This is a genomic window from Mesorhizobium sp. NZP2234, from assembly GCF_013170765.1.
Taxonomy (GTDB): domain Bacteria; phylum Pseudomonadota; class Alphaproteobacteria; order Rhizobiales; family Rhizobiaceae; genus Mesorhizobium; species Mesorhizobium loti_D.
In genome coordinates this window covers 414,002-431,057 of sequence record NZ_CP033364.1, presented here as the reverse complement: position 1 = coordinate 431,057, position 17,056 = coordinate 414,002, and the positions used below count along the sequence as shown (strand labels likewise).

Sequence of the window (17,056 nt, the reverse complement as noted above, 5' to 3'; positions counted from 1 at the left end):
CTCCTGAATTCTCAGTTCCCCGCGCTGGCCATGCGCCGCCCCTTGATGGCCTTTTCCAGCCAGCCGATCTCCATTTCCGGAACCGACGACAAGAGCAGGTCCGTATAGGCATCGAAAGGCGGCGTGAGAACCTTGCTCTTCGAGCCGTAGCGCACCACTTCGCCGCGATACATCACCGCAATCGAATCGGCGATCGACTTCACCGTCGCCAGGTCGTGGGTGATGAAGAGATAGGCGACCTTTTCGTGCTGCTGCAGGTTCAGCAGCAGCTTCAATATGCCGTGCGCCACCAGCGGATCGAGCGCCGATGTCACTTCGTCACAGATGATCAGCTTCGGCTTGGCGGCAAGCGAACGCGCGATGCACACGCGCTGCTTCTGGCCGCCCGAAAGCTCGGCCGGATAGCGGTCGAGGAAACCCTTGCCCATCTCGATCTCGTCGAGCAGTTCGGCAACGCGCTTGTCGCGTTCGCGGCCGCGCATGCCGAAATAGAATTCGAGCGGGCGGCCGATGATGGTGCCGACGGTCTGGCGCGGGTTCATCGCCACGTCGGCCATCTGGTAGATCATCTGCAACTGGCGCAGGTCCTCCTTCGGCCGGTCGGCAAGCCGGTTGGCCAGCGGCCGCCCATCGAAGGTGACGTTGCCTTGCTCGGGCGGCAAAAGTCCGGTGATGGCGCGCGCCAGCGTTGACTTGCCGGAGCCGGATTCGCCGACCACGGCCAGCGTCTGGCCGGGGTAGATATCGACCGAGACGTTCTTCAGCACCTTGACCTGGCCGCCGCCATAGGCGGCGGTGACGTTTTTCACCGACAGGAACGGTGTCGCGCCCGGCTTCTGTTCGGCATGTTCGATCTCATGCACCGAGACCAGCGCGTTGGTGTATTCCTGGCGCGGCTCCTTGATGATCTGCCTTGTACCGCCCCATTCGACCAGCCGGCCGTGGCGCAGCACCATGATTTCGTCGGAGACCTGGGCGACGACGGCAAGGTCGTGGGTGATGTAGAGCGCCGCCACATGGGTGTCGCGGATGGCGTCCTTGATCGCCGACAGAACGTCGATCTGCGTCGTCACGTCCAGCGCCGTCGTCGGCTCGTCGAAGACGATCAGGTCCGGTTCCGAGCACAGCGCCATTGCCGTCATCACGCGCTGCAGCTGGCCGCCCGAGACCTGGTGTGGAAAGCGTTCGCCGATGGTTTCGGGGTTTGGCAGGCTGAGCTTCTTGAACAGTGCCACAGCGCGCTTTTCCGCCTCGGCGCGTGTCGCCGTGCCGTGCAGCAGCGTGGCTTCCACCACCTGGTCCATCAGCCGGTGCGCTGGATTGAAGGCGGCCGCCGCCGATTGCGCCACGTAGCAGACCTCTCGGCCGCGCAGCTTGCGGAAGCCTTCCTTGCCGCCCTTCAGGATGTCGCGGCCATTTAGGATCACCTCGCCGCCGGTGATGCGCACGCCGCCGCGGCCATAGCCCATGGAAGACAGGCCTATGGTCGACTTGCCAGCGCCGGACTCGCCGATCAGGCCCAGCACCTTGCCCTTTTCCAGCGTCAGCGAGACATCGTGCACCAGCACGATGTTCTTTGGCGCCTCGCCGGGCGGGTACACCGTGGCCTCGATGCGCAGGTTCCTGATATCGAGCAGCACGCCTGGCTTGGGTTGTCCGGGGTTCGCTTTGCTGTCGGCCATCACCCGCGTCCTCCCTTCAGGCTTGTCGTGCGGTTGAGGATCCAGTCGGCGACAAGGTTGACCGAGATGGCGAGCGCCGCGATCGCCCCCGCCGGAATGAGCGCGGCGGCAATGCCGAAGACGATGCCGTCCTTGTTCTCCTTGACCATGCCACCCCAGTCGGCGTCCGGCGGCTGCACGCCAAGGCCGAGGAAGGACAGCGTCGACAGGAACAGCACCGCGTAGATGAAGCGCAGGCCGAGTTCCGAAACCAGCGGCGACAGCGCATTGGGCAGGATTTCGCGGAAGATGATCCAGGCACTGCCTTCGCCGCGCAGCTTTGCCGCCTCGACATAGTCCATGACGTTGATGTCGACGGCGACCGCGCGCGACAGGCGGTAGACGCGTGTCGAGTCGAGGATGCCCATGACCAGGATAAGCGTCACCAGGTTCGTCGGCAGCACGGAGAGCACGACCAGGCCCATGATCAGTGTCGGGATCGACATCAGGAGATCGACGAGGCGCGACAGGATCGTGTCGAACCAGCCACCGAACACCGCCGCCGAGAAACCGAGTATGGCGCCGAGCGAGAAGGACAGCGCTGTGGCCAGCACGGCGATGAACAAGGTGATGCGGGCGCCGTAGATCATGCGCGACAAGAGATCGCGGCCGAGATTGTCGGTGCCCAGCCAATGCGTTGCCGACATCGGCTCCCAGACGTCGCCGACGATCTCGGCATTGGCGTGCGGGGCGATCAACGGTGCGAAGACCGCCGCCAGCACGAACAGGGCGGTCAGCACCAGGCCGATCAGGGCGGGGATGGGGATGCGTTTTATATCGAGCATGCCCGCCCCCTCACTTTGGATGTCTGAGACGCGGATTGGCGACGATCGCCGCTATGTCCGCGATGATGTTGAGGCTGATGTAGACGGCGGCGAAGATCAGGCCGACCGCCTGCACCACCGGCACGTCGCGCTTGGTGACGTGGTCGACCAGATACTGCCCCATGCCGGGATAGACGAAGATCACCTCGACCACGACCACGCCGACGATGAGATAGGCGAGATTGAGCATGACGACGTTGATGATCGGCGCGATCGCGTTCGGGAAGGCGTGCTTGCGGATGACCGCGAAGGCCGAAAGGCCCTTGAGCTCAGCCGTCTCGACATAGGCCGACTGCATGACATTGAGGATCGCCGCGCGGGTCATGCGCATCATATGGGCGAGCACCACCAGGGTGAGCGCCGTCGCCGGAAGCGCGATGGCCTGCATCCGCTCGCCGAACGGCATGCCGTCATAAACGGTCGATATGGCCGGGAAGATCTGCCATTTCACGGCGAAGAAATAGACCAGGAGGTAGCCGATGAAGAATTCGGGGAAGGAGGTGGAGGCGAGCGCCAGCCCGGAGATCAGCTTGTCGACCCAGCCATTGCGGAAGCGCACGGCGATCAGACCGAGGATGATCGCCAGCGGCACCGCCACGACCGCCGCCCAGAAGGCGAGGAACAGCGTGTTCCACAGCCGCCCCTTGATCGACGTGGCGATATCCTGGCCGCTCGACATGGCCGTGCCGAGGTCGCCGGTCAGCACGCCGCCGAGCCAATGGAAATACCTGACATAGGCCGGATCGTTCAGCCCGAGCTGCTCGCGCAGATTGGCGAGCGACTCCGGTGTCGCCGATTGTCCCAGAATGGCTTGTGCGACGTCGCCGGGCAGGATCTGGGTGCCGGCGAAGATGAGGACCGATATGGCCAACAGAAGGAGGATGCCCAGCGCAATGCGCTGGGCGATTAGTTTCAGGATGGGTGAAGACATCTCTGCAAAGCCGGACTCAGGCCTGCAGCCAGCACTTCGCCAGGGCGTAGCCGTTCATCAGTTCCTGGTGCGGATCGTCCACCCAGCCATCGACCTTGGCGCCGGTGGCGTCGATGAACTGGTTGAACATCGGCAGGATCAGGCCGCCTTCGTCGCGCACCATCACAGCCATGTCGTGGTACATCTGCTTGCGCTTGGCCTCGTCCAGTTCGGCGCGCGCCGCGAGCACCATCTTGTCGAAGTCCGGCCGCATGAAACGCGTGTCGTTCCAGTCGGCGGTCGACAGATAGGCGGTCGAGTACATCTGGTCCTGCGTCGAACGCCCGCCCCAGTAGGAAGCGCAGAAGGGCTGCTTGTTCCAGACCTCGTTCCAGTAGCCGTCGCCGGGCTCGCGCTTGAGCTCGATCTTGATGCCGGCCTTGGCCGCGCTCTGCTGGAAGAGCTGGGAGGCATCGACCGCGCCGGGGAAGGCAACGTCCGAGGTCCGCAGCAGCACGGTGCCGTCATGGCCCGACTTCTTGTAGTGGAACTTGGCCTTGTCCGGATCGTACTTGCGCTGCTCGATCTCGGTGAACAGCGGGTAGGCGGCGTTGATCGGGAAGTCGTTGCCGAGCGAACCATAGCCGCGCAGCACCTTGGTCAGCATCTCCTCGCGATCGATAGCGAGCTTCAGCGCCATTCTGAGGTCGTTGTTATCGAACGGCGCCGTATTGCAATGCATGATGAAGACATAGTGACCCGGACCCGCATGGTTGCGGATGGTCACCCCCGGCACGCGCTTGATCAGGTCGACGATTTTCGGCTCGACGCGGTTGATCATGTTGACCTGGCCGCCCTGCAGGGCGGCCGTGCGCGCCGTGGCGTCGTTGATGACGATGACTTCGATCTGGTCGGCATGGCCCATCTTGTCGCCCTGCCAGTAGTTGGCGAAACGCTCGCCGCCGTGGCGCACACCGGGCTCGTTGGTCTTGACCACGTACGGGCCGGCCGAGATGCCGGCATCGGGCTTGTCCTTGCCGCCATTGGGCTGGACGATCAGGTGATAGTCGCTGAGCAGGTAGGGCAGGTCGGCATTGGCCTCTTTCAGGGTCAGCACCACTTCCTTGCCGCTAGCCTTGATGGTCTCGATGCCCTTCATGTAGCCGAGCGCGCCGGATTTCGACTTCTCGTCGGAATGGCGCTCAAGCGTGGCCGCCACGTCCTCGGCGGTCACGGTCTTGCCGTTGTGGAACTCGACGCCGTCGCGGATCTTCAGCGTCCAGACCTTCGCGTCCTTGGATGAGCCGATGTCCTCGGCGATGCGGTTCTCGAGCTTGCCGTCCGGGGACAGCTCGACGATCATTTCACCCCAGCACTTGCCGAAGGCGAACGGCACCTGCGTCATCATCAGCGCCGGATCGAGGCTGTTGGTGGATTCACCGCCGACCAGGCCGGCTTTCAGCGTGCCGCCCTTGACCGGGCCTGCCGCGCGCGCCGCACTTGAAAGAAGCGAGTTGGCGAAAGGTGCCGCGATGCCGAGTGCCGCCGCCCTGCCGAGAAAGTCACGACGGCTCAGCTTGCCTGCTGCGACACGCCGGCTAAGGAATTCCAGTTCGTTTGACATATTGAGTTCCTCACTCTGTTGGTTCGACTCTGCGGTCGATTTTTGTTTTTAATTCTCCCTGAATAATGAGGGTAAGCCAATGCCGTAAGCAAGACCGAATGCGACATGCCGTGGCGTAAATCGCACGTCGCATTTGGACCAACGGCTTGGGATCTCAAACGAGCGCGCGTGGAATTTTTTCCTCGAAATTGCGCTCGAACACGATTTTTTCACCCTCATAGGCTTCGATTCTGGCGCTGAGGATGAAGTTTTCCGCGTCCGACCGCATCTCTGCCCATGTCTCGGTGCGGACCGACCATTCATTCCGCGACAGGGTCTGGGTCCAATGGGTTTTTCCCGAGGCGGACAGCGGATCGTCTGGATGGATCGCCCAGGTCTCGCGGGCGATGCTGCCGTTGACCAGGCCATGGTCGAGATCGCGCACCTCGCCAAAATCATCAGATATGGAAAGCGTGACGATCCCCGTCTTTTCGTCGCGATCGACATGGCGTTCGGAATTGGCGGGCCGGACCATTTCCGTGGCCCAGGGCGTAGCGCCTTCCGGCTCGGCGAACGTCGTTTCGTCGCCTGTCGCCAGCGGGCGCAGCGGCAGGGCCAGCGTCGCCGCCGACAAGGCGAGCTGTACCGGCTGTGGCGAGGGCCAGATGACAGGCCAGTAGGCGTTCGACACCGCGATGCGCAGCCGGTGGCCCGCCGGCACGCGATAGGCGCATTGATCGAGCACGACGCGCGCCGAAGCGGTTTCGCCCGGCACCAGCGCCCGCGGAAATTCGTGCGACGCCCGGTGCGTCAGGTTGAGCACGCCGTAGGAGATCAGTTCCGAAGCGCCGTCGGGATGCACGTCGCACAGCCGGATCGCGATGTTGGCCTGTGGGCGGTCGGAAGAGAACGTGACCTCGACTACCGGCGCGCCGACGATGTCGATCGGCTCCGTGAGCAGTGGCTGATCAAAAAAGACCGACAGCGCGTCGTCGGGGCGCTGGTCGCCCGGCAATTCGGGTCCGAAGGTGAACGGAAAATATTCGCCGCCGGCGAGACCACAATTCTGCGGCGAGGCGACGATGGCAGGTCGGCTTCCCTTGGGGAGCAGATCGATCGTCTGGCTCTTGATTGTGGGCGAGGGCCATTCTGTCTCTGCCATCCAGCGGCCTGGCCGCTCCGGGTGCCAACGTGCTGGGCGCACGCTGTCCATCACATAGGCGCGGTAGGCGGGATCGTTCTCGACGCCGGTCTCGGCGCCCTTCAGCCAATGGTCCCACCAGCGCAGGGCTTCCTGCAAAAAGCCGATGGCCGGGCGGGGGCCGGCATAATGCGGATATTTGTGGATCCACGGGCCGACGATGCCCTTTACCGGCGCCTCGATGTTGGTCACCAGGTGCGAGATCGTGTTGCGGTAGCCGTCATGCCAGCCGCCGATCGACAGTACGGCGGCATGAATGGCGGAAAAATCCTCGCAGATCGAGCCGCGTTTCCAATAGGCGTCGCGGTGCTGGTGCTTCAGCCACAGCGGTGCGAGGAACGACTGGTTCTCCAGACGGGTCAGCCACAGGTCCCGCCATCTGTTGTCGCCGGCAATCAGCGGGTCCGGCGGCCGCGACGAAAAGGACAGCATCGTCGAGGCCCAGCCGAAATTCTCGATCAGCAGGCAACCGCCCTTGTAGTGGATGTCGTCGGCATAGCGGTCGACGGTCGAACACAGGCTGATCACCGCCTTGAGCGCAGGCGGCTGCTTGGCCGCCACCTGCAGGCAGTTGAAGCCGCCCCAGGAGATGCCCATCATGCCGACATTGCCGTTGCACCAGGGCTGAGCCGCCGCCCAGGCGATGACGTCGCATGCGTCCTGCAACTCCTGCTCGGAATATTCGTCGTCCATCAGCCCTTCGGAATCGCCATTGCCGCGCATGTCGACGCGGATCGAAGCGTAGCCGTGGCCGGCAAAATAGGGATGCGTCAGCTGATCGCGAAAGATGGTGCCGTCGCGCTTGCGGTAGGGCAGATGCTCGAGGATGGCAGGCACCGGATCGTCGCCGGCATCTTCCGGCATCCACACCCGCGCCGACAGCCGGCAGCCATCCGGCATGACGATGCCCATGTCAGGAAATTCGACGACTTTGCGGGGGAATTCGGTAATGGTTTTCATGCTGCGCATAACGCCCCGCGGCACGGCAACTTTCAATCGCCATTCGCGACTGGAGCAGCGAAATATGCGACCTGTGCTGCTACCGCTTCATTCTCTCAATTCAGCGGAATATCGTTCTCGGCCTTGCTCGCTTGGTACGCTTCGGACAGTTCGTCGTAGCGTGCCGAGATGGTGCCGATGCGCGTTTCCAGCCGTTGGCGTTCGGCCTCGGGCAGCGCGCGCACAAGCCTGCGGATCGAAAAACTCTTCCAGTAGGCATTCTCGGCATTGTAGCCGCCGGGGTCGAGGGTGAAGACCTCTTTCAGGATTTTCAGATCGTGCGGGATGGCGAAACTGTCGCGCGAATCCTCGTGGCTGAAGAGGTAGTAGAAATTGTCGAAGCCGGTCCAGGTGATCGCCGAAAGGCAGAGCGAGCAGGGTTCATGCGTGGCGATGAACAGCGCGTCCTTGGTATCGACACGCTCGGCCCTGGGCATTTCATAAAACCGCTTCAGGCAATGCACCTCGCCGTGCCAGAGCGGGTTTTCGATCTCGTTGTTGGTCTCGGCCAGCACCAGCGAGCGGTCGTCCTTGCGCAGGATCGCCGCGCCGAACAGCTTGTTGCCGTGCGCGACGCCTTCCGCCGTCTTCGGAACGATGTCGTGCTCGATGACGTCGAGCAGGCGGTCGATCAGTGAAATGTCGGTCATGACGGGTCTCCTGCTGCATGTCGGCCAAAAGTGCCCGCGGTTTTGGGTGGCGACATGCACAAAGATCAAGGGAGATGGATCTCGTAAGCGTGCGAGAAATGGAACTCTTCGAGGTTGGAGCCGTCGCCGCCACGGTCGACGATCAGGAAATCCTGAGCCTCGCCAAGCGGCGTCAGCACGCCGTGCCAGAGGTTGCGGGAATAGTTGACGCCTTGTCCCGGCGTGGTGATGAAGGCATGCGGTTCGCCCGGCCCCTCCTTGCCGTCATGGCAGACGACGACCAGGAACGGGCGCGGCGACAGCGGAATGAAGGCCTGGCTGCCGAAGGGGTGGCGCTCGACCATGGTCAGTTTGAGCGGTATTTCGTAAGGCGTGCCGCGCACCATGGAGATCAGCACCCGCGCGTTCGGTCCCGTCGCCTCGGCGGTCGCCAGATCATGGTAGCGCTCGGCCTTGCCGCCATTGATCGGGTAATGGTTGTCGCCGCCCATGTCGATGACATCGCCAAAGGGGGCAAAGGCCTCGCGGGTCAGCGGCCGCGCGACGATATGAGCCGGGATGGAGCGGGTCACCGCGAGTGGCCGCCGATGCCAGCCCCGCCGAGCTTGGCGTGCCGGTTGACGTCCTTGTAGAGCAGATAGCGGAATTTGCCGGGGCCGCCAGCATAGCAGGCCTGCGGGCAGAAGGCGCGCAGCCACATATAGTCGCCGGCCTCGACCTCGACCCAGTCCTGGTTGAGGCGATAGACCGCCTTGCCTTCCAGCACATAGAGCCCGTGCTCCATCACATGCGTCTCGGCGAAGGGAATGACGGCGCCGGGCTCGAGCGTAACGATGGTCATGTGCATGTCGTGGCGCAAATCGGCCGGATCGACGAACCGTGTCGTGGCCCAGCGGCCTTCGGTGCCAGGCATCGGCGAAGGCGCGATATCCTGCTCGTTGGTGAAGAAGGCTTCAGGCATATCGAGGCCGTCGACCGCTTCGTAAGCCTTGCGAATCCAGTGGAAACGGACGGCGGCCGTGCTTTCGTTGCGAACTGTCCAGCCGCTTGACGGCGGCAGGAAGGCGAAGCCGCCTGGCCGCAAGACATGCTTCCTGCCGGCAAGCATGACCGTCAATTCGCCTTCGACCACGAACAGGGCACCCTCGGCGCCGGCATCGGGCTCCGGCCGCTCGCTGCCGCCGCCGGGCGCGACCTCGACGATGTATTGCGAGAACGTCTCGGCGAAGCCGGACAGCGGCCGAGACAGGATCCAGACGCGGGTCTTGTCCCAGAACGGCAAGGCGCTGGTGACGATATCCTGCATCACGCCCTTGGGGATGACGGCGTAGGCCTCCGTGAAGACGGCACGGCCTGTCAGCAGTTCGGATTGACCGGAATGGCCGCCATGCGGCGCGTAGTAGGTTCGGTCGGGCATCCTGATCGTATCCATGGTTTCAAACCTATTGCGGTAGCATGTCCCTGAGGCGGAGCAGCGCGATGCGCTCGACCTGTTTGCAGGCGGTTTCGAATTCGACGCCGCGGCTGTTGCCTATGCGCGCCTCGAATTCCGCCAGGATTTCCTCCTTGGTCTTGCCCTTCACCGCGATGATGAAGGGGAAGCCGAAGGTGGTGACGTAGGCTGCGTTGAGCTTGGAGAACAGTTCGCGTTCCTTGTCCGTCAGCGCGTCGAGGCCGGCCGAGGCTTGTTCCCGGGTCGATTCCGCCGTCAGCCGCTTGGCCTTGGCCAGCTTGCCGGCTAGGTCTGGGTGGGCGTTGAGCACACCGAGCCGCTCGGTTTCGCTGGCGGCACGGAAGACGCGGCAAAGCGCATTGTGCAGGCCGCCTGCCGTGTCGTGCGCCGGACCCAGTTCCAGTTCGTAGGCCCGTTCGGCAATCCACGGCGAATGCTCGAACACACCGCCGAACGTGTGGACGAATGTCTCGAATTCCATCTTCGACGGTCTTAGCGCCGCCGGCTTGTAAGGATGGTTCTCTTGCCAGTGGCGGGCGATGTCGATGCGCCGCGCCAGCCAGACCTTGTCGTGAGACTTCACATAGTCGACGAAGCGCTTCAGCGCCGCGACCCGGCCCGGGCGCCCGACGAGCCGGCAATGCAGGCCGATATTCATCATGCGCGGCCGTCCGGCCTTGCCCTCGGCATAGAGCGTGTCGAAACTGTCCTTGAGATAGGCGAAGAACTGATCGCCCGAATTGAAGCCCTGTGGCGTGGCGAAGCGCATGTCGTTGGCGTCGAGCGTATAGGGGATGATGAGCTGCGTGCCGCCTGCATGCTCGAACCAGTAAGGCAGTTCGTCATCATAGGTGTCGGAGACATAGTCGAAGCCGCCTTCCTCGGCGACCAGACGCACCGTGTTGACCGAGGTGCGGCCCGTATACCAGCCGGTCGGGCGCTGGCCTGTCACTTCGTAATGCAGCTTGATCGCCGCTTCGAGGTCGCCGCGCTCATCCGCGGCGCTGTGGTCGCGGTAATCGATCCATCTCAGCCCATGCGAAGCGATCTCCCAGCCGGCGTCCTGCATGGCCGTGACCTGGTCGGGCGAGCGTGCCAGCGCGGTGGCGACGCCGTAGCAGGTCACAGGCACTTGCTGCTCGCTGAACAGGCGAAGCAGCCGCCAGAAGCCGGCCCGCGCGCCATATTCATAGATCGATTCCATGTTCCAGTGGCGCTGGCCCACCCAGGGTGCGGCGCCGACGATTTCCGACAGGAAGGCTTCCGATGCCTTGTCGCCGTGGAGCACGCAGTTTTCGCCGCCCTCTTCGTAGTTGACCACGAACTGTACGGCGACATGCGCACCGCCTGGCCATTTCGGATCCGGCGGATTGGCTCCGTAGCCACGCATGTCTCTTTCGTAACGCATCGTCCCTCCCGCCGGGCATCGCCCGAAGTATGATCAGGATATCGAAAGGGTGCTTCTCGCATTCCCCCGAAAATTTTTGAAAGTGTTTTTGTCGCACTCCGCTCGACCGGGACTTATGCATCGCCTTTAATTGGCGCACAATTCATCACTGTTGTTCTGATGTACCTGGATGGGAGGCGGCCAATGGCTGAAACGTCGAAAGCCGATGGCGGGCGCCTGACGACCCATGTGCTGGACACGGCGACCGGCAAGCCGGCGGCCGGACTGTCGATCGCACTCTATCGTCTCGACGGTTCGGCCAGGAAACATCTGAAGACTGTCGCAACCAATGCCGATGGCCGTTGCGACGCGCCGCTGCTGGTAGGCGCTGAGTTCCGCACCGGCGAATACGAACTGGTGTTCGCGGCTGGCGACTATCTGCGCGGCCAGGGCACAAAGCTGCCCGAGCCCGCTTTCCTGGATAGCGTGCCGATCCGCTTCGGCATGGCGGAGGCGGTGCACTATCACGTACCCTTGCTGATCTCACCCTACGGCTATTCGACCTACAGGGGGAGCTGAGGCATGGCCAAGGTCACCGTCCGAAACGAAATCCGCTTCATCCTCAATGGCAGCGATGTCGTGCTGACGTCGGTGGCTCCCGACGCGACCCTGCTCGATTGGTTGCGCCTCGACCGTTCGCTGCGCGGCACCAAGGAAGGCTGTGCCGAGGGCGATTGTGGCGCCTGCACGGTGCTTGTCGGCAAGCTCTCCGCCGGCGGGCTGGTTTATGAAAGCGTCAATGCCTGCATCCGCTTCCTTGGCTCGCTCGTCGGCACCCATGTCGTGACGGTCGAGCATCTGCGCGGCGAGCCAGGCAAGCTGCATCCCGTCCAGCAGGCGATTGTCGATTTCCACGGTTCGCAATGCGGCTTCTGCACGCCGGGCTTCGTCATGTCGCTCTATGGCCTGTGGATGAAGTCTCCAGACCCGTCGAACGCGGCCATCGAAAAGGCCTTGCAAGGCAATCTTTGCCGCTGCACCGGCTATGAGGCGATCATGCGCGCGGCGCACGCCATCTCCAGCTACGGCAAGGCGGCAAAGGATCCGCTGGCGGTGGAGCGCAAAGCGATCACGGCGAGGCTGGAAGCCATGCATGACGGCGCCCGTGTCGAGATCGGGTCGGGCAAGAAGCGTCTCATCGTGCCGGCCAATGTCGACGACTTCGCCGCCTTGCTGGACAAGGAACCCGGCGCTACGGTCGTTGCCGGCTCCACGGATGTCGGCCTGTGGGTGACAAAGCACATGCGCGACATCTCGCCGGTGATCTTCATCGGCAATCTGGACGGGCTGCGCACCATCTCCGAGGACAAGGGCGTCATATCGATCGGCGCCGGCGTCACCTATTCTGAAGCCTTCTCGACGCTGGCCAAACGCATCCCGGCGCTGGGGCCGCTGTTCGATCGCATCGGTGGCGAACAGGTGCGCAACATGGGCACGATCGGCGGCAACATCGCCAACGGCTCGCCGATCGGCGATACGCCGCCGCCCTTGATCGCGCTTGGCGCGCGCCTGACCCTGCGCAAGGGCAAGAAGCGGCGCACGATCCCGCTGGAAACCTTCTTCATTGCCTATGGCAAGCAGGACCGGCAGCCGGGCGAGTTCGTTGAGTCGGTACACGTTCCCGTGCCGGCCAAGGACACGAAGTTCGCGGTGCACAAGATCACCAAGCGCCGCGACGAGGATATCACCGCGGCCCTCGGCGCCTTTTTCCTGACCCTGGCCAGGGACGGCACGGTCGCCGACCTGCGCATCGCCTATGGCGGCATGGCGGCGACGCCAAAACGGGCGTCCTTCGTTGAACAGGCACTCCTCGGCAAGCCCTGGACCGAAGCGACGGTCGAGACGGCGATGGCTGAGTACGCCAGGGATTTCAGCCCGCTCACCGACATGCGGGCGTCAGCCGAATACCGGGCTCTGGCCGCGAAAAACCTGTTGTTGCGCTTCTTCGTCGAAACCACCGGCACCAGGGCACCATTCCAGGTGTCACGCAACGAGGCTGCCTGATGAACAAGCACGCCACGTCAAATCTCAAGGCCGAGAAGATCACCGGCGGCGTTGCCACCGATCAGCGGCATGACTCCGCCCACAAGCATGTCAGCGGCACCGCCGTCTATATCGACGACATGCCGGAACCGGCGGGTACGCTGCATGGCTGCCTCGGACTCTCGGCCGCCGCGCATGCCACCATCACCAGCATGGACCTTTCGGCGGTGCGCGCCGCTTCGGGAGTCGTCGATGTGCTGACGGCAAAGGATGTGCCGGGCGAGAATGACATTTCGCCGACCGGTCGGCACGATGAGCCGGTGCTCGCTGACGGCAAGGTCGAATTCTTCGGCCAGCCGATCTTCTGCGTTATCGCCGAAACCCGCGAACAGGCACGCCGCGCCACCAGGCTGGCCAAGGTAGAGTACAAGGAATTACCTTTCGTCACCGACATCGGCGAACTCGATCCGAGGAAGGACAAGCTCGTCACGCCGCCGCTTACCTTGAGGCGCGGCGATGCCGCCGCTGCGATCAAGGCGGCGCCGCGCCGGCTGAAGGGAAAGATGCGCGTCGGCGGCCAGGAGCATTTCTATCTCGAGGGCCATATCGCCATGGCCATTCCCGGCGAGGACCAAGACGTCACCATCTATTCCTCGACCCAGCATCCGAGCGAAGTCCAGCACATGGTGAGCCATGCGCTCGGCGTGCCCAGCAATGCCATCACCGTGGAGATCCGCCGCATGGGCGGCGGGTTCGGCGGCAAGGAAACGCAAGGCAACCAGTTTGCCGCGCTCGCCGCCATCGCGGCCAAAAGACACCATCGCGCCGTCAAGATCCGGCCCGACCGCGACGACGACATGATCGCCACCGGCAAGCGCCACGATTTCCTCGTCGACTACGAAGTCGGCTTCGACGACGAGGGCAACATTCTCGGCGTTGATTTCATGTTCGCCGCGCGTTGCGGCTTCTCGTCGGATCTGTCGGGCCCGGTGACGGATCGCGCGCTGTTTCATTGCGACAACACCTATTTCTGGCCGGCCGTGCATGCCCAGTCGGCGCCGCTCTACACCAACACCGTGTCGAACACTGCCTTCCGGGGCTTCGGTGGCCCGCAAGGCATGGTCGGTGCCGAACGCGTCATCGACGAGGTTGCCTTCGCGGTCGGCAAGGATCCGCTCGAGATCCGCAAGAAGAATTTCTATGGCACCAGCGACCGCAACATCACGCCCTACCACCAGACGGTCGAGGACAACATCATCCAGCGTATCGTCGCCGAACTTGAGGAAAGCGCCAGCTATGCGCGACGGCGGCGCGAGATATCGGCCTTCAATGCCAACAGCCGTTTCATCAAGCGCGGCCTGGCGCTCACGCCGGTCAAGTTCGGCATTTCCTTCACGGCCACGCACTACAACCAGGCTGGGGCGCTGGTGCATGTCTATAACGACGGTTCGGTGCATCTGAACCATGGCGGCACCGAGATGGGGCAAGGCCTCTACGTCAAGGTGGCACAGGTGGTGGCGGAAGAATTCCAGGTCGACCTCGACCAGGTGAAGATCACCGCGACCACCACCGGCAAGGTGCCGAACACCTCGGCCACGGCGGCGTCATCCGGCACCGACCTCAACGGCATGGCGGCACAGAACGGCGCTCGCCAGATCAAGGATCGGCTGACCGATTTCGCCGCTGAAAAATACCAGGTTCCGCGTGATCAGGTGCTGTTCCTCCCCAACCGGGTGCGCATCGGCAACCAGGAGATCGCATTCGCCGATCTCGTCAAGCAGGCCTACATGGCCCGCATCCAGCTCTCGGCGGCGGGCTTCTACAAGACGCCGAAAATCCACTGGAACCGCGACAAGGGACAGGGCCGTCCCTTCTACTATTTCGCCTATGGCGCCTCCTGCTCGGAAGTCTCGGTCGACACGCTGACTGGAGAATATGTGGTCGAACGCACCGATATCCTGCACGAGACCGGCCGTTCGCTGAACCGCGCCATCGATCTCGGCCAGGTCGAGGGCGGCTTCATCCAGGGCATGGGCTGGCTGACGACCGAGGAATTGTGGTGGGATGACAAGGGTCGGCTGCGCACCCACGCGCCGTCGACCTACAAGATCCCGCTCGCCTCCGACCGGCCGAAGATCTTCAACGTCACTTTGGCCGACTGGCCGGAGGCAAGCGAGCCGACGATCCACCGGTCCAAGGCGGTTGGCGAGCCGCCCTTCCCGCTCGGCATGTCGGTGCTGCATGCGCTGTCGGATGCGGTGGCCAGTGTGGCCGACCACAAGATCTGCCCGCGCCTCGATGCGCCGGCAACACCGGAACGCGTGCTGATGGCGATCGAGCGGCTGAAAGGAGAGGCGAACGCCTGAATTCGGCAAACGTGCAATTCAGGCCGAAAAACCCTATGTTTCCCGCACGGGAATGCGAACGATGAATTCGAAAGTGCAAAGCCTGAAAGACTTCCTTGCCGGCCAAGATCGCCTCGCTTTGGTCGAAGTGGCCGGCACCAAAGGCTCGACGCCGCGTGAGAAGGGCGCCTTCATGCTCGTCTCGCCATCGGCGACATCAGGCACGATCGGCGGCGGCCAGCTCGAATATATGGCGATCGACAAGGCCAGGCAGATGGTGGCGTCTTCACCTCGCCGCAAGCGGCAGGGCAAGGAAGCCCGCATCGAGGTCGATGAAGTTTGCGCCACGCTCGACGTGCCGCTCGGGCCGGAGATCGGCCAATGCTGTGGCGGGCGCGTCGAAGTCCTGATTCGGCTGATCGACAACGCAATCGAACAGAGGCTGATTGCCGAGGCTGAAGCCGAGGAAGCGCATCTGCCGCATGTCTACATCTTCGGCGGCGGCCATGTCGGCCAGGCGCTGGCGTCGACGATCGCACTCCTTCCCGTGCACGGCGTCGTCATCGAGACACGGGCCGAGGCGCTGGAAGGCATGCCGGAGACCGTCGAGACGCGGCTGACGCCGATGCCCGAGGCCGAGGTGCGAAACGCCCCCGCCGGCACGGCTTTCGCGATCCTCACCCATGACCACGCGCTGGATTTCCTGATCGTCGCCGAGGCGCTGAAACGGAACGACGCTGCCTATGTCGGCATGATCGGCTCGAAGACCAAGAAAGCGACGTTCAAGAACTGGTTCCTGAAGTCGGCTGAAGGCAGTGAAGCCGAATTCTCCCGCCTCGTCTCGCCGATCGGCGGCGACGCCGTCAAGGACAAGCGCCCGCCAGTCATCGCGGCACTTGCCGCCGCCGAGATCATGACGGCGCTGGTGGTTCACAACGCGCCGTCAAATGCCAACCGTCAGCAGGACAAGGTCATGGCCGGTTAGCCAAAAAGCTGCTCGTTGGCCTGCCTGTTTTCAATCGCGGGAAAAATGCATTTGCGGTATCCACCCGGCGTTCCTGCATGAGGTGAGAATACATGGACGTCCTGAAAATCGCGGCCTTCTCGGATGGCGACACCGGCGGCAATCCCGCCGGGGTGCTGATAGGCGACGTCTTGCCCGAAGCCGGCGAGATGCAGCGTCTGGCGGCGGAGGTCGGGTTCTCGGAAACCGCCTTTGCCGCACCGGACGGCGAGAGCTGGCGGGTGCGCTACTTCTCGCCGGAAACCGAGGTTCCCTTCTGCGGGCACGCCACAATTGCCTTGGGAGCCGCCTTCGTCCGGCAATTTGGCGATGGAACGTTCCCGCTGACCCTCAACCAGGCCAGCATCACCGTCGAAGGTTTCCGAGATGGCGTGAACGTCGCCGCCGCGTTGCAGTCGCCGCCGACACGCAGCAGGCCGGCACCGCCAGAGCTGATCGCCGAGGCGCTGGCGCTGTTCGGCTATGCCGCGACCGATCTCGATCCGGCGATTCCGCCGGCGCTGATCCATGGCGGCGCGGACCACCTTGTGCTGGCCCTCAAGTCGCGCGAGGCACTGGCCGCCATGCGCTACGATCTGAAAGCCGGCCAGGCCTTGATGCGGCGCGAAGGGCTGGTGACGATCCTGCTTGCCTATGCCGAAACGCCACGGCTTTTCCACACGCGCAATCCCTTTGCCTCCGGCGGCGTCTATGAGGATCCGGCGACGGGAGCCTCGACGGCTGCCTTTGCCGGCTACCTCCGCGACATCGGCTGGCCGCATGGCGGCGCGATCGATGTCGTGCAAGGCGAGGACATGGGCATGCGCTCGCGCCTGCGCGCCGATATCTCGCCCGAGACAGGCAGCTCGATCAGGGTTTCGGGCACGGCCCGCATGATGGACGAAGCATAGAAGCCG

At 63.5% G+C, this 17,056-nt stretch carries 14 protein-coding genes; 5 read left to right on the top strand and 9 right to left on the bottom strand.

Annotation, left to right across the window (positions count from 1 at the left end):
• Window positions 1–11: 11 nt before the first annotated feature.
• The 9 genes from EB230_RS01925 to puuE all read right to left on the bottom strand — a co-directional run bounded on the left by EB230_RS01925 (window position 12) and on the right by puuE (window position 10,769).
• Window positions 12–1,682, bottom strand: coding sequence for an ABC transporter ATP-binding protein (locus tag EB230_RS01925; RefSeq protein ID WP_172371156.1), 1,671 nt, complete (start codon window positions 1,680–1,682; stop codon window positions 12–14).
• Window positions 1,682–2,506 (bottom strand): ABC transporter permease, encoded by an 825-nt coding sequence (locus tag EB230_RS01920; protein ID WP_172371154.1) that lies wholly within the window; start codon window positions 2,504–2,506, stop codon window positions 1,682–1,684. Before EB230_RS01920 ends, EB230_RS01925 begins: the two co-directional genes overlap by 1 nt.
• Window positions 2,507–2,516: 10 nt before the next feature.
• A complete protein-coding gene (locus EB230_RS01915; protein ID WP_056569129.1) occupies window positions 2,517–3,476 on the bottom strand; it encodes an ABC transporter permease in 960 nt (319 codons plus the stop codon).
• A 16-nt stretch (window positions 3,477–3,492) separates the two neighbouring features.
• Window positions 3,493–5,079 carry an ABC transporter substrate-binding protein gene (locus EB230_RS01910; RefSeq protein WP_056569132.1) on the bottom strand — a complete coding sequence of 529 codons (1,587 nt, stop codon included), beginning with the start codon at window positions 5,077–5,079 and terminating at the stop codon, window positions 3,493–3,495.
• Window positions 5,080–5,233: 154 nt separating this feature from the next.
• Window positions 5,234–7,219 carry a CocE/NonD family hydrolase gene (locus tag EB230_RS01905; protein WP_172371152.1) on the bottom strand — a complete coding sequence of 662 codons (1,986 nt, stop codon included), beginning with the start codon at window positions 7,217–7,219 and terminating at the stop codon, window positions 5,234–5,236.
• A gap of 95 nt (window positions 7,220–7,314) precedes the next feature.
• Window positions 7,315–7,908, bottom strand: coding sequence for a nucleoside deaminase (locus EB230_RS01900; RefSeq protein WP_056569136.1), 594 nt, complete (start codon window positions 7,906–7,908; stop codon window positions 7,315–7,317).
• Window positions 7,909–7,973: 65 nt separating this feature from the next.
• On the bottom strand, window positions 7,974–8,480 hold the full coding sequence (locus EB230_RS01895) for an ureidoglycolate lyase (protein ID WP_056569138.1): 507 nt from the start codon (window positions 8,478–8,480) through the stop codon (window positions 7,974–7,976).
• Entirely contained in the window at window positions 8,477–9,340 is an 864-nt protein-coding gene (locus EB230_RS01890; RefSeq protein ID WP_056569143.1) for a bifunctional allantoicase/(S)-ureidoglycine aminohydrolase, read from the bottom strand. Before EB230_RS01890 ends, EB230_RS01895 begins: the two co-directional genes overlap by 4 nt.
• A 10-nt stretch (window positions 9,341–9,350) precedes the next feature.
• Window positions 9,351–10,769, bottom strand: a complete 1,419-nt coding sequence (gene puuE, locus EB230_RS01885) for an allantoinase PuuE (protein WP_056569145.1) — start codon at window positions 10,767–10,769, stop codon at window positions 9,351–9,353.
• Between the two features lie 183 nt (window positions 10,770–10,952).
• On the opposite strand from puuE, the gene uraH reads away from it, so the two are divergent.
• The 5 genes from uraH to EB230_RS01860 all read left to right on the top strand — a co-directional run bounded on the left by uraH (window position 10,953) and on the right by EB230_RS01860 (window position 17,050).
• A complete protein-coding gene (gene uraH / locus EB230_RS01880) occupies window positions 10,953–11,327 on the top strand; it encodes a hydroxyisourate hydrolase (protein WP_056570324.1) in 375 nt (124 codons plus the stop codon).
• Window positions 11,328–11,330: 3 nt separating this feature from the next.
• Complete coding sequence (gene xdhA, locus EB230_RS01875) at window positions 11,331–12,812, top strand: xanthine dehydrogenase small subunit (protein WP_056569148.1); 1,482 nt, start codon at window positions 11,331–11,333, stop codon at window positions 12,810–12,812.
• Window positions 12,812–15,157: a xanthine dehydrogenase molybdopterin binding subunit gene (gene xdhB, locus EB230_RS01870; RefSeq protein WP_056569150.1), complete on the top strand. Its 2,346-nt coding sequence runs from the start codon at window positions 12,812–12,814 to the stop codon at window positions 15,155–15,157. The genes xdhA and xdhB overlap by 1 nt, the downstream gene beginning before the upstream one ends.
• A gap of 61 nt (window positions 15,158–15,218) precedes the next feature.
• The gene (xdhC, locus tag EB230_RS01865; RefSeq protein ID WP_172371150.1) at window positions 15,219–16,121 is read left to right on the top strand and encodes a xanthine dehydrogenase accessory protein XdhC; all 903 of its coding nucleotides are present in this window, start codon (window positions 15,219–15,221) and stop codon (window positions 16,119–16,121) included.
• Between the two features lie 92 nt (window positions 16,122–16,213).
• On the top strand, window positions 16,214–17,050 hold the full coding sequence (locus EB230_RS01860) for a PhzF family phenazine biosynthesis protein (protein WP_172371148.1): 837 nt from the start codon (window positions 16,214–16,216) through the stop codon (window positions 17,048–17,050).
• Window positions 17,051–17,056: the final 6 nt, after the last annotated feature.